The following is a 12819-nucleotide window of genomic DNA, read 5'->3' as shown; positions in this document are numbered from 1 at the left end:
TCGTCGGGATGAGGATGGCATGAGCCGGAGTACCGATCGCGTCCGTGAGCTGTGGGCCGCGGCCCGTCCCGACCTCGACACCTCCCCGATGGAGGTGGTCGGCCCGCTTAAACGCGTCATCGCCCTGCTGGGCGAGGCGCTGGACCCGCTCTATGTCGACGCCGCGCTCACCGGCGCGGAACTCGATGTGTGCCTGCGGCTGCGGCATGACCCCAGTCCGACCATCGCGCGCCATCTGGCCGATCGGATGCGCCACTCGCGTGCAGCGATCAGCAAGACGCTGACCCGGCTGGAGAGTCGCGGTCTGGTCGTGAGAGAACCCAGCCCGACCGATCGGCGTGCCGCGCTGGTGCGGCTGACGCCCGCGGGCGAAGCGGCCGTCGATGCGATCTTCCCCCGGCAATTGGCCCGGGAGGCCGAGTTGCTGGAGGGATTGGGCGCGGATCGCGAACGCGTGATCGAGGCGCTCAACCTGCTGGCCGATGTCCTGGGCAGGCGCATGTGAGCTGCCTGAGCGCGTTGCGGATGTCGTGAGGTGGTGCCGATCTCAGCCATCGGCGGCGTGTTCGCAGCCAAGACGACGAGCGCGCGACAGGTACGCCGCCGAGGCGGCGAGGTCGGCACTCCATCCAGCCGGCGGGGGCGGCGGCTTCGTCGCGCTTGGGCGAGGTCCCCGCCCGGTCGGCACGTGCCCGGGCCACGTGCGTCGGCAGATCGGTGGCCCGCCTGGAGCTCACCATACGGGCCCGACCGGCACCAAAAGGGAGCGCTCCCACGGAAAACGCCTCCCGCACGGACCACCCCCCGAACTGTTAGCGCAAACACTCGGATACGCTTGGAGTAACTTCGACGAGGCGGACAGGGTGACCCAGCAGGTATCCGGACAGACGTTCTCCGAGCGGCCCAGAGCCGCCGTCATGGAAGACGTCGCCGCGCGCGCGGGCGTCTCGGCCATGACCGTCTCCCGCGTTCTCAACACCCCGGAGAAGGTGCGCCCCGACACCCGCGCCCGCGTCTTGGACGCAGTACGCGAACTCGGCTACCGCCCCAACTTCGCCGCCCGCTCGCTGGTCACCGGCCGCTCGGGCGCCCTGGGGGTCGTCAGCTTCGACACCACCCTGTACGGCCCGGCCTCCACCCTGCACGGCATCGAACAGGCCGCCCGCACCCACGACTACCTCGTCACCATCGTCAACGTCACCACCCTCAACCGCCGCTCCATCGCCGAGGCCGTCAACCGGCTGCGCTTCCAGTCCGTCGACGGCGTCGTCATCGTCGCCCCCCACGAATCGGCCGCCGACGGCCTGCACCACCTGCCACCGGACCTGCCCGCCGTCGTGGTCGGCGCCCGTGAGAGCCTCCCCGTCCCCGTCGCCGCCGTCGACCAGGCGGCCGGAGCCGTGCGAGCGACCAGACACCTGCTCAGCCTCGGCCACAACACCGTCTGGCACCTGTCAGGCCCCGAGGACTGGATCGACGCCAGCGCCCGCGTCGAGGGCTGGCGCTCGGTCCTGACCGCCGAAGGCCGCCAGATCCCCGACCCCCTGCGCGGCGACTGGAGCGCACGCTCCGGCTTCGAGGCGGGCAGGCAACTGGCCCGCGACCCCGAGGTCACGGCCATCTTCGCCGCCAACGACCATATGGCCACCGGCGTGCTGCGAGCACTGCGCGAAGCCGGCCGCCGAGTGCCCGAGGACGTCAGCGTGGTCGGCTTCGACGACGTCCCCGAGGCCCCCTACCTGTGGCCGCCACTGAGCACCGTGCGACAGAACTTCACCGAGGTCGGCCGCCTGGCCTTCCGGCTGCTGCTGGAACGTATCGACGGCCGCACCGCCACCCCGCACCGCATGATCGAACCCGAACTCGTCGTCCGCGAGAGCACCGGCGCCCGGCCGACCCCCAGGTGAGACGCCCCCTCAGACCTACCAGGCCATCGCACTGAATGCGGCGGGCTGCGAGAAGCTCCTCGCCGACACCGCGTCGGGGAAGCTGACTGAGCGGCCCGAGCCGACGCGGTGCCTGGAGTATCTGCGGGCCGGGGACACGCTGGTGGTATGACGGTTGGACCGGCTGGGTCCTCGTTGCGGCATCTGGTGGAGACCGTCAACGCGCTGGCCGAGCGCGGGGTGGCCTTCGCCGGCCTGCACGAGGGGATCGACACCAGCACCAGCACCAGCACCGGCCGCCTGGTCTTCCATATCTTCGCGGCGCTCGCGGAGTTCGAGCGGGAGCTGATCGCCGAACGGGCGGCGGTGGGCCGGGCGGCCGCGCGTACCCGAGGCCGCCTCGGCGGCAGGCCCGCCAAACTGCCGGCCGAGCAGATCGCGCTGGCCCGGTCGCGCTACGCGGCACAGGAGGGCACCGTGGCCGAGATCGCCAAGGCCCTGGGGGTTGGCCGTGGCACCATCTACCGGGCCGTGCAGCAGACCTCCTGACGCCAGAGCGAGGTCGCGCCGTTAACGGGCTGCAAACGGTTGACCAGCTAGTTCGCTTGGGGTCACGTCCACGGACGTGACCTCGCCCTGGCCGGCAATAAGAGGTCAACAACCCCAGAAACGATGGGGCGCCGCAAGATCTGAACCCTCAAGACAAGTCCCTGAATCGGGATGGTGCCCGCAGCGCTCTGTATCCCAAACCAACGTAACCGTAGGTCAGAGGCGGGTTCGTTGGATTTCCAGGATTGCTGGAAGCGACCCTCTCAGTGAGGCGCCTACACCACGCGGTGGTTCTGGCGTACTGCCAGTGCCGTGGTCCACTACTCCGTGGTACCGTGTAGTGGTACTCGGTAGCACAGAGTACCAAGGGGAGACGGAAGAGGACCCACGATGGACGACCTGACGGAGATGCTGAAGGGCACGCTTGAGGGCTGCGTGCTTGAAATCATCGGCAGCGAGGAGACCTACGGGTACGCCATCACGCGCCGGCTGAACGAACTCGGCTTCGCCGACGTCGTCGAGGGGACGGTTTACACCATCCTGCTGCGACTGGAGAAGAACGGGCTCGTCCAGGCGACGAAACGACCGTCCGGGCTGGGCCCGCCGCGCAAGTTCTATGCGCTCAACGACGCGGGACGCGAAGAACTCGCGACGTTCTGGGCGAAATGGGAGTACATCACATCACGGATCGACAAGCTCAAGGAGGGCGGGAGATGAACTTCTGGGAGACCATGACAGGCAGCGATCTCACCAGGGAATGGAAGGCGTTCGAAGCCCGGGCCGAGGCATTGCCGGCCGACTACCGGGCGGCGTGGGAAGAGATCAAGGGTCATCTTTCTCCCTACTCGGACTTCACAGGTCGAAACCTGATGCCGATTCTCGACGGTGCTCTGGGGCTGCTCGAAGAGACAGCGGCCGATGGGCGGAGCATTCACGAGGTGCTGGGTGACGACATCGAGGGCTTCTGCGCGGCGCTGGCCGGCGGAGAAGGGGCTCGGAGCTATCGCGACCGGTGGCGCGAGCAGTTGAACAGGAACGTCGCAAGGAAATTGGGCCAGCTAGGAGGCTGACGTGGGCATCCAAGACATCATCGAGGGCAAGAAGCAGTGGCGGGCGCACATGGCGCGGGTCAAGGCGCTCCCGCCGGACTACCAGATCGTCTACAAGGAGATTCAGAGGTACATCTTCAAGGTTGGACCGATCGACTTGCTTGACGGGCCCCTGCTCTCAGGGATCATCGATTTCTTCGAGGAGGGCGTCGCGGCCGGCAAGGGAGTCCTGGAACTCATCGGCAACGACGTCGCTGCCTTCTGCGACGACCTGGTCAAGGACTCACGCACCTACGCGGACATCTATCAGGAGTCCATCAGCGGGGAACCCGGCACGGCCGAGAAGTAACACCCGTCGACCCAAGGCACCGGCGGGCGCCTTGACCACCGGGACGTCGTTGTCGTGGCCGGTGGGCGTATGCCCGGACGGCCCTTGACGAGCTGAGCGGCTTGTAAGCACTCCTCCAGACTGCCACGCCGGGCCCGGGGCGTGGACCCAATTGGGGCGTTGGGAAAGATCATCACAGAGGATCAGAAACACCCTCCTACCAACAGAACACCCCCGCCGACCTCGCACGGAAGGGCTAAACGAGGGTTTTCGTTCCACTGCAGCTCCTACCCCGAGTCACCCTCGTTCGGGGTAGTGGCGTTACCTCCCTCACTCCCGCCGCCTTGCCTACCCTGGGGTTATGGGCCAGATCGACCACCGCGCCGAGGTCCGCGAGTTCCTCAGCTCGCGGCGCGCGCGCATCACCCCCGAGCAGGCAGGACTATCCGCCTACGGCGGCAACCGCCGCGTCAAGGGATTGCGACGGGAGGAGGTCGCGATGCTCGCCGGCGTCTCCATCGACTACTACGTCCGCATGGAGCGGGGGAACCTCTCCGGTGCCTCCGACAGCGTGCTGGACGCCCTGGCCCGGGCCCTGCGGTTGGACGAGGCCGAGCGTGAGCACCTGTTTTCCCTGGCCCGGGCCGCCGGCTCGGGCCCTCGCCACCGCCGCACGCCGCCGACCAGCGTGCGGCCCGCGATCCAGCAGGTGCTCGACGCCATCACCGACGCACCGGCCTGGGTGCGCAACGGCCGCCACGACATCGTCGCCATGAACCGCCTGGCCCGCGCCCTCTACGCCCCCGTCCTGGCCAACCCGCGCCGCCCGGCCAACACCACCCGGTTCCTCTACCTCGACCCGGCCGCGCGCGAGTTCTTCGTCGACTGGGACCGGATCGCCAACGACGCCGCCGCCATGCTCCGGCTCGAAGCGGGCCGAAACCCGCACGACCGGGCGCTGATCGAGCTGGTCGGTGAGCTCTCGACGCAGAGCGAGGTCTTCCGGCAGCGCTGGGCCTCCCACGACGTGCAGTTCCACCGCAGTGGTCAGAAACGGCTACGCCACCCGGTTGTCGGCCAGCTCGACCTGGACTTCGAATCGATGGAGCTGCCCTCCGAGCCCGGCCTGACCCTCAACGTCTACACCGCCGCTCCCAACAGCCCCACCGCCGACGGACTCAGGATGCTCGCCAGCTGGGCAGCCACCCAGGACCTCGCCGAGGCGCAGCAGGCGACCCCAGACCAGACCTGACCCGCGTCACCGACATCCTGGCTCCGCATCCCAACTCGTCCCCGAAAGGTAATCATGAGGCACACCACCTTGAGAGATCTGGACATCTCCCGCATCGGCCTGGGCACGATGGGCATGTCCTTCGGCTACACCGGCGCGGGCACCGACGACGCCGAGTCCGTCCGCACCATCCACCGGGCGCTGGAGCTGGGCGTCACCTTCCTCGACACCGCCGAGATCTACGGCCCGTACGCCAACGAGGAACTCCTCGGACGGGCCCTGAAGGGCCGCCGCGACCAGGTCGTAGTGGCGACCAAGTTCGGCATGATCTCACACGCCGGCGGCGGCCCGGGACACCTCGACAGCAGCCCGGCCAACACCCGCACCGCCGTCGAAGGCTCGCTCAAGCGCCTTGGCACCGACCGCATCGACCTGTACTACCAGCACCGCGTCGACCCGAACACTCCGATCGAGGACACCGTCGGCGCCCTGGCCGAACTGGTGGAGCAGGGCAAGATCCGCCACATCGGCCTGTCCGAGGCCGGCCCGGAGACGATCCGCCGCGCCCACGCCGTGCACCCGGTCACCGCCGTGCAGTCGGAGTACTCCCTGTGGACCCGGGACGTGGAGGAGCGGGTACTGCCGGTGCTGCGCGAGCTGGGCATCGGTTTCGTGCCCTACTCGCCGCTCGGCCACGGCTTCCTCACCGGCCAGATCCGCTCTCCCGAACAGTTCGACGACACCGACTGGCGCACGACCAACCCGCGCTTCACCGGCGAGAACTTCCAGCGCAACCTGACCCTCGCCGACGAGGTCCAGGCCATCGCCGCCGAGGCGGGCGCCAGCCCGGCGCAGGTGGCCCTGGCCTGGCTGCTGGCCAAGGGCGAGCACATCGCCCCGATCCCCGGCACCAAGCGGGTCGCCCGAGTGGAGGAGAACATCGCCGCCGACGGCATCGAGCTGACCGCCGACCAGATCGACAAGCTGAACAACCTTCCCCCCGCCGCCGGAGAGCACCACAACGAAGAGCAGATGCAAATGATCGAACGCTGACCCCTGGAAAGATCGACCATGACCGGATCCGGTCCACTCATCACCCTCAACAACAGCGTGCAGATGCCCGCCCTGGGCTCGGCGTCTAGCCGAGGATGCCGCCGTAGGCGATTTCTTCCCGGGCTGCGCACGCCCTGGGCGTGGCGTGCCACCGGGTGCGTACCGACGTACGGCGACCGGCGCACTTGAGGGGACTCCTGCGTGCGTGGCGAAGCAGGTGGCAAAACCGATCAGGAATCGAGAAGCGTGGCAGTCAGAGCCGCAATTAGCCTGACCGACATGGAAATCACGATTCACTCCGCCTTTCTCCCGCACACCGACCCGGACGCGTCCCTCGCTTTCTACCGCGACACCCTCGGCTTCGAGGTCCGCAACGACGTCGGGTACGACGGGATGCGCTGGATCACGGTCGGCCCCGCCAACCAGCCCGGTACGTCCATCGTCCTGGAGCCGCCGGCCGCGGATCCCGGAATCACCGACGACGAGCGCATCACCATCGAGGAGATGATGGCCAAGGGCACCTACGCCGGTCTTCTGCTGGCCACTGCCGATCTCGACAGCACGTTTCAGCGAGTAGAGGCCAGCGGCGCCGAGGTCATCCAGGAGCCGATCAAGCAGGCCTACGGAGTTCGCGACTGCGCCTTCCGCGACCCCGCCGGCAACATGATCCGCATCCAGGAACTGCGCTGAGCCTCCGGCCGTCCCGATCCCCACACGAGATCGACCGCACGCGCAGCATCACCGGATGCTCTATGCCCACGGAGTCAAACATGGTCCTCAAGCCCGACGTCATCACCCTCGGAGCGCCCGAGGTGCACGCCGCGCGCAGGTTTTACGCCACCGCGCTCTCACCCACCATCACCGACGACGGTGACTCGGTGAACCTCGACATGCACGGGACCGGGCAACTCGAACTGTCCGCGACCGAAAGGCTCGCCGCGGACGCAGGCACGAGACCGGCGACATCGGGATTCCGCGGCTACATGCTGACCTACACCGTCAACCAGCCCACCGAGGTCAAGACCCTGATGGATGCCGCCGTCCACAGCGGAGCAGAGGTTCTCAAGCCCGCGAAGAAGGCCCTCTTCGGTTCGTTCTCTGGAGTGTTCCGGGCACCGGACGGCGCCATCTGGAAGCTGGCGGCGGCCACCAATAAGGACACCGGCCCCGCGGCGGAAACCCCGCGGCCGACCGAGACCACAGTCATCCTCGGCGTTTCCGCGCCGAAGGCATCCAAGGCTTTCTACGAAGCCCTGGGCATGACGGTCGACCGGGACTACGGCAACAAGTACATCGACTTCCACCCGACCAACGCAGCGGCCAGGCTCTGCCTGATGGAACGCGGGGTCCTCGCGAGGGATGCGGGCACTGCCAAGGACGGCGACGGCTTCCAATCGATGGTCTTCACCCACACAGCCGAGTCCCGTGAAGAAGTCGATGCCCTCCTGACGGCTGCGGCCGCAGCCGGCGGCCGGATCACAGTCACCGCTGCAGAAACAACCGGGTGCGGATATTCCGGCTACTTCACCGACCCGGACGGCTTCCAGTGGAAAGTGACGCACTGAGTCCCACGAGTCGTACACCGTCCGACCCCGGAGTACGTCCGCCTCGGACGGACCCCGCGGAAGTGGCGCGACGCGTTCCTGGCCTACTTCACCACCGGAAGGTCATCCAAGGCTTCATCGAACTCGCCCGCCGCCTCACAACTACGACAACCACCGCTCCGCATTCTCTTCATCGTCGGAGGTCTCGACCCCACCTGAAGTACGAAGAGCCGGCCATCCTGGCGATCTTCGTGGCCAAGGGCATGGTGGATCTTCCGTTCTCGCTCACGTGGATGCGGGACGCGGGGTGGAGGCAGGGGTGTCGAGGCGGAGCCGGGCCAGTTCCGTCGCGGCCTGGGCGGGTGTCATCTGTCGGTGTTCCGCCGTATCGAGGAGGTCGGCGACGGTGTGCTCGATGGCCTCGACGCGTTCGCGTGCCTCGTCGGGGGTTTCGTGGTGCAGTTCCATGGTGAGCGCGTTGATGATTCCGCCCGCGCTGACGACGTAGTCGGGTACCCAGACGATGCCGCGTCGGTGCAGGAGGTCGGCGACGGCCGCGGTGGCCAGTTGGTTGTTGGCCGGCCCCACGATGGCGGAGCAGCGCAGCCGCGGCACGATGTCCCCGGTGAGGATGCCGCCGAGCGCGGCCGGGACGAGGATGTCGGCGTCCGCGGTGAGGGCTTGCTCGGGCGAAGCCCAGGTGGCGCCGAGTTCCTCGCTTCCCGCCCGTTTCGCGGGGTCGATGTCGCTGACCAGGAGGTCGGCTCCGTCATTGGCGAGCAGGCGCGCCAGCCGCATACCGACGCTGCCCAGCCCTACCAGCGACACGCGCACGCCTGTGAGCGTGCGCGTGCCGTGGAGGCGTCGGCTTATCGCGCGCAGTGCCGCCAGCGTGCCGAGCGCGGTAGCCGGCGAGGAGTCGCCACTGCCGCCATGCTGTGCCGGCTTGCAGAAGACATGAGGGGTGCGCTCACCGATGACCGCCATGTCCTGTGGAGTCGTTCCGACGTCCGGACCGGTCGCATACACCCCGTCCAGTGACGCGATGGCGTCGGCCACGTCGTCCAGCACCGCGCGACGCATGGCCGCGTCCAGCTCGGCGCCCCGGGGCACGGCGACGACGGTCTTGCCGCCGCCGTTCGCGAGCCCGGCCACGGCGCATTTGGCGGTCATGCCGGCCGACAGGCGCAACGCGTCGGCGAGGCCGTCCTGCCAGTCGGCGTAGCGCCAGAGCCGGCATCCGCCGACCGCCTGGCCGAGCGTGGACGAATGCACGGCGACGATGACCGGCAGGCCCGAGCGCGGTCCCGTGCGGATCAGGACCTGTTCGTGGTCGAGGATGGACATATCGAACCTCCGTGTCATATGAGCGATGCTGCCCCGCAAGCATCGGACATCCAGCCGCATAATGAAGGTTTGACCGTACGAATGATCGGAATCACCGGCAGAATCCCGTACATGGACGAACTTGATTCGGAGATCATCAGCCTTCTGCAGACAGATGCGCGGCAGTCCAACCGCGAACTGGCACGCAGACTCGGCGTCGCGCCCTCGACCTGTCTGGAACGCGTCAGGGCGCTCACCCGTCGTGGCGTAATCCGCGGTTACCACGCCGAGATCAACCCGGCCGCGCTCAATCGCGGCGTCCAGGCCATGGTCTCGGTACAGGTGCGCCCCCTCAGCCGCACCATCATCGATACCTTCAAAAGCTCCGCGAGCGCCATGCCCGAAGTGCTCAGCGTCTTCGTGCTGGGCGGCGGCGATGACTTCCTCCTCCACGTCGCAGTCCAGGATCTCGACCACCTGCACGCCTTCCTGCTCGACCGGCTCAGCAAGCGCCGGGAGATCGCGGGCTTCCGCACCTCAGTGATCTTCCAGCAGGTACACAACGCCGCCCCGACCAGACTCCCTGACGTGCCCGACCTCCCGCAGCCGCCGGCCGGGAAACCCTCCACCGCAACGACCTGAAATGTGGTGGAGGACATGCCGGTGGTGGATGGCAGAACGCAACTGGGGCATACGACCAGCACGCACGCCCGGTCATCGGCCGGCCGAAGTCGGCACAGAGCAGACCCTGGTCGACTGTGACAGGGAAGCGCCCGTTCCCTGTCACCTCCAACGCTCTTGATGGCGTCTCTGACCTGTTCGTACAGGGCTCGCGTGTACCTGGTGACTGCTCCTTAACGACAGGCCGTAATCTGACGTAGCTGCGGCAGCCGCCGGATCTACGTCATTTGACGCAATCGAGCCCCCTTCGTGCTCGTCTACCGTTCCGGACATCTTCCCAATCGAGCCCGAGCCTGGATTCTCGGGCGAAGGAGGCAGTGCAGTGAACGCAGGTTCGGACGTGAAGAACATCGTGCTGGTGCACGGAGGGTTCGTCGACGGCTCCGGCTGGCAGGGGGTCTACGACCACCTGACCGCCGACGGCTACCGGGTCGCCGTGGTGCAGAACCCGACGCTGTCGCTGGCCGGGGACGTGGCCGCGACCCACCAGGTCCTCGACGGCCTGGACGGCCCGGCCGTCCTGGTCGGGCACTCCTACGGCGGCGTCGTCATCACCGAGGCCGGCAACCACCCCAACGTCGTCGCGCTCGCCTACATCGCGGCGTTCGCCCCCGACAAGGGCGAGTCGGTCAGCTCGTTGATCGCCGACCCGCCGCCCGGCGCGCCGGTCCCACCGATCCTGCCGCCCAAAGACGGGTTCCTGTTCCTGGACCGCGGCAAGTTCGCCGCGTCATTCGCCGCCGACCTGCCCGCGGCGCAGGCCGCGTTCATGGCCGACTCGCAGGTACCGTGGGGCGTCGACGCGCTCGGCGGCGCGGTGTCCGAACCGGCCTGGCGGACCAAGCCGTCGTGGTACCTGGTCGCCACCGACGACCGCATGATCCCCCCGCCCGCGCAGCGCGCCATGTCGGAGCGGACCGGCTCGACGGTCACCGAGACCCCGGGAAGCCACGCCGTCTACGTGTCCAACCCCGCCGCCGTGGCCGCCGTCATCGCCCAGGCCGCCACTTCCGGCCAGTAGACGTCCGCGCCGGACAGGCTGGACAGATACGGCAAGGCGAAGGAAGGTCGGGGGATGGACTGGTTCGACGCACGCCACGATCAGGTGGCGAACCTGGTCGGCCGCGAACCGGAGATCCATCGACTGCACCTGTTCGTCAGCCGGATCGCCGGGGGCGCGGGGGAGGCGTTGCTGCTGGCGGGTGACCCGGGCGTCGGAAAGACGTCCCTGCTGGACCATGCCGCCGCTCTCGCGACCGGTTCGGGGATGCGGGTGCTGCGGGCGACCGGCTCGCAGTTCGAGGCGGACATCTCCTACGCCGCGCTCCACCAACTCCTCCACCCGTGCCTTGGCGAGGTGCCCCGGCTGAGCCCTCTGCTGGCCGGGGCGCTGAACGTGGCGCTGGGCCTGGGCGAGGGGCAGCCGCCCGCGCAGCTCCTGGTCGCCAGTGCGGTCCTGGCGCTGCTGCAGGCGACGGCCGAGAAGCAGCCGCTGCTGCTCGTGGTCGACGACCTGCCGTGGCTGGACCGTGCCAGCGCGCTCGTGCTCGGCATGGTGGCCCGCCGCCTGAACGGCCTGCCGGTGGGCATGGTCGTGGCCTGCCGCAGCGGCGAACCCAGCTTCTTCGACCTGGGCAGCCTGGCAGTCGTGTACGTGGACCCCCTGTCGGAGGAAGCAGCGACCGAGCTGCTGACCGGCCGCTATCCCGTGATGACCCCGCGCGTGCGGCGGCGGCTGCTGGACACGGCCCGGGGCAACCCGCTCGCCCTGCTGGAGCTGCCCGTCTCCCTCGGCGACCTGGGCACCACGGTCGCCGGGGCGCTGCCCGCGGCGCTGCCGCTCACGCACCGGCTGCAGAGCGTCTTCGCCTCCCGGGTCCGCGCGCTGCCCGCGCCGTTCGTCGAACTGCTACTGCTCGCCGCGTTGGACGGTACGGGAGACCTGCGGCTCGTCCGGGCGATCGACACCGACCGCGGCGGCGGGGCACTGCACGCGGCCGAGCGGTCCGGCCTGGTACGCGCGGACGAGTCCGGTGAACGGCTGACCTTCCGCCACCCGCTCATCCAGTCGGCGATCGTGGACCTGTCGACCAGCGAGCAACGCCGCCGCGCCCACGCCGAACTCGCCGCCCGCCTCGCCGACCGCCCCGAACGGCACGCCTGGCACCTGGCCGAAGCCACTGAGGAACCCGACGAGAAGGTCGCCGCCCTGCTGAAGGAGGTCGCCATCACCAACCTGCGCCGCGGCGACTCCGTCGGCGCCGTCGCCCAACTGCTGCGCGCCGCCCAGCTCAGCCCGCCTGGCAAGGGCCGCAGCGGACGGCTGGCCGAAGCCGCCTACCTGGGCTCCCTGGTCACCGGCGACCTGCGCGACGCGCCCCGCCTGCTGGAGCAGGCCCGCCTCGCCGACCCCGGCCCCAGCGACCTGCTGTCGGTTGCGGGCGCCCGCGCCTTCCACCTCCTACACGGTGACGGCGACATCGACACCGCCCACCGGCTGCTGATCACCGCTATCCAGGACCAAGACGCTGCGCGCGACGCGAGCGACATCGTCGTCATCGAAGTGCTGTACACGCTGCTCATGGTGTGCTTCTTCGGCGGCCGGGCCGACCTGTGGCCGCCGCTGCATGAGGCCATCGACCGCCTCAGACCGCGCCCACCCGGACTCCTGGTGATCTTGTCCCACGCGTTCGGGGACCCGGCCCGCCTGACCCCGGACATGCTGGCCCGCGCCGACGCGGCCGTCGCGAGCGTCAGCGACGAGGTCAGCTCGGCCCGCATCATCCGCACCAGCATCGCGGTGGCCTATCTCGACCGACTCTCCCCGTGTCACGACGTCCTGCAGCGCGTCATCCAGCACGGCCGTGAAGGCGGCGCGGTCAGTTCGGCGATCGAGGCGCTGTTCCTGCTCGGCCAGGACGCCTTCCACACCGGCCGGTGGGACGAGGCCCAGCGGCTGGTCGACGAGGGCCTGCGGTTGTGCGAGGCCCACGGCTACGACCTGCTGACCTGGCCGGGCCGCCTCACCGGCGCCCTGCTGGCCGCGGCACGCGGCGACGTCCGGAAGGCGGCCAGTACCGCCCGCGACATGGACGCCTGGGCCGCGCCCCGCCGCGCCGGGATCATCGGCGCCTACGCCTGCCACATCCGCGCCCTGGCCGCCCTCGGCCAG

At 69.0% G+C, this 12819-nt stretch carries 15 protein-coding genes; 14 read left to right on the top strand and 1 reads right to left on the bottom strand.

Translation table 11 applies throughout. The features are described 5' to 3' along the window. Window positions 1-19 precede the first annotated feature (19 nt). The 11 genes from ABZU75_RS24380 (at window position 20) to ABZU75_RS24330 (ending at window position 7661) form a co-directional block, all read left to right on the top strand. A complete protein-coding gene (locus tag ABZU75_RS24380) occupies window positions 20-505 on the top strand; it encodes a MarR family transcriptional regulator (RefSeq protein ID WP_355558352.1) in 486 nt (161 codons plus the stop codon). A 358-nt stretch (window positions 506-863) separates the two neighbouring features. After that, complete coding sequence (locus ABZU75_RS24375; RefSeq protein WP_355558348.1) at window positions 864-1907, top strand: LacI family DNA-binding transcriptional regulator; 1044 nt, start codon at window positions 864-866, stop codon at window positions 1905-1907. 25 nt (window positions 1908-1932) lie between these two features. Then, entirely contained in the window at window positions 1933-2058 is a 126-nt protein-coding gene (locus ABZU75_RS24370) for a recombinase family protein (RefSeq protein ID WP_355558435.1), read from the top strand. Next, a complete protein-coding gene (locus tag ABZU75_RS24365) occupies window positions 2055-2435 on the top strand; it encodes a recombinase family protein (protein WP_355558344.1) in 381 nt (126 codons plus the stop codon). The genes ABZU75_RS24370 and ABZU75_RS24365 overlap by 4 nt, the downstream gene beginning before the upstream one ends. Before the next feature lie 390 nt (window positions 2436-2825). Next, entirely contained in the window at window positions 2826-3152 is a 327-nt protein-coding gene (locus tag ABZU75_RS24360) for a PadR family transcriptional regulator (RefSeq protein ID WP_155350237.1), read from the top strand. Further along, on the top strand, window positions 3149-3505 hold the full coding sequence (locus tag ABZU75_RS24355) for a DUF1048 domain-containing protein (RefSeq protein WP_355558339.1): 357 nt from the start codon (window positions 3149-3151) through the stop codon (window positions 3503-3505). The genes ABZU75_RS24360 and ABZU75_RS24355 overlap by 4 nt, the downstream gene beginning before the upstream one ends. Before the next feature lies 1 nt (window position 3506). Next, window positions 3507-3833 (top strand): DUF1048 domain-containing protein, encoded by a 327-nt coding sequence (locus tag ABZU75_RS24350; RefSeq protein WP_355558337.1) that lies wholly within the window; start codon window positions 3507-3509, stop codon window positions 3831-3833. A 349-nt stretch (window positions 3834-4182) separates the two neighbouring features. Further along, window positions 4183-5064 (top strand): helix-turn-helix transcriptional regulator, encoded by an 882-nt coding sequence (locus ABZU75_RS24345; protein WP_355558432.1) that lies wholly within the window; start codon window positions 4183-4185, stop codon window positions 5062-5064. Between the two features lie 54 nt (window positions 5065-5118). Beyond that, window positions 5119-6096, top strand: a complete 978-nt coding sequence (locus ABZU75_RS24340) for an aldo/keto reductase (RefSeq protein WP_355558334.1) — start codon at window positions 5119-5121, stop codon at window positions 6094-6096. Window positions 6097-6375: 279 nt separating this feature from the next. Further along, window positions 6376-6786 carry a VOC family protein gene (locus tag ABZU75_RS24335; protein ID WP_355558330.1) on the top strand — a complete coding sequence of 137 codons (411 nt, stop codon included), beginning with the start codon at window positions 6376-6378 and terminating at the stop codon, window positions 6784-6786. Window positions 6787-6866: 80 nt separating this feature from the next. After that, on the top strand, window positions 6867-7661 hold the full coding sequence (locus ABZU75_RS24330; RefSeq protein WP_355558327.1) for a VOC family protein: 795 nt from the start codon (window positions 6867-6869) through the stop codon (window positions 7659-7661). 264 nt (window positions 7662-7925) lie between these two features. On the opposite strand, the gene ABZU75_RS24325 is transcribed toward ABZU75_RS24330, so the two are convergent. Continuing rightward, on the bottom strand, window positions 7926-8987 hold the full coding sequence (locus tag ABZU75_RS24325) for a Glu/Leu/Phe/Val dehydrogenase dimerization domain-containing protein (RefSeq protein ID WP_355558325.1): 1062 nt from the start codon (window positions 8985-8987) through the stop codon (window positions 7926-7928). Window positions 8988-9098: 111 nt separating this feature from the next. Here ABZU75_RS24325 and ABZU75_RS24320 point away from each other — a divergent pair, with 111 nt between their 5' ends. From ABZU75_RS24320 to ABZU75_RS24310, 3 genes are all read left to right on the top strand, one after another. Beyond that, window positions 9099-9608 (top strand): Lrp/AsnC family transcriptional regulator, encoded by a 510-nt coding sequence (locus ABZU75_RS24320; RefSeq protein ID WP_355558322.1) that lies wholly within the window; start codon window positions 9099-9101, stop codon window positions 9606-9608. Between the two features lie 361 nt (window positions 9609-9969). Next, window positions 9970-10668, top strand: coding sequence for an alpha/beta hydrolase (locus ABZU75_RS24315; protein WP_355558319.1), 699 nt, complete (start codon window positions 9970-9972; stop codon window positions 10666-10668). Between the two features lie 54 nt (window positions 10669-10722). Beyond that, window positions 10723-12819 (top strand): AAA family ATPase (locus tag ABZU75_RS24310; RefSeq protein ID WP_355558317.1); only part of this gene is annotated, 2097 nt, incomplete at its 3' end.

Source organism: Streptosporangium sp. NPDC005286 (assembly GCF_040607515.1).
Taxonomy (GTDB): Bacteria; Actinomycetota; Actinomycetes; order Streptosporangiales; family Streptosporangiaceae; genus Streptosporangium.
The sequence above is the reverse complement of the archived record's forward strand: the minus strand, read 5'-3'. Positions and strand labels throughout refer to the sequence as shown.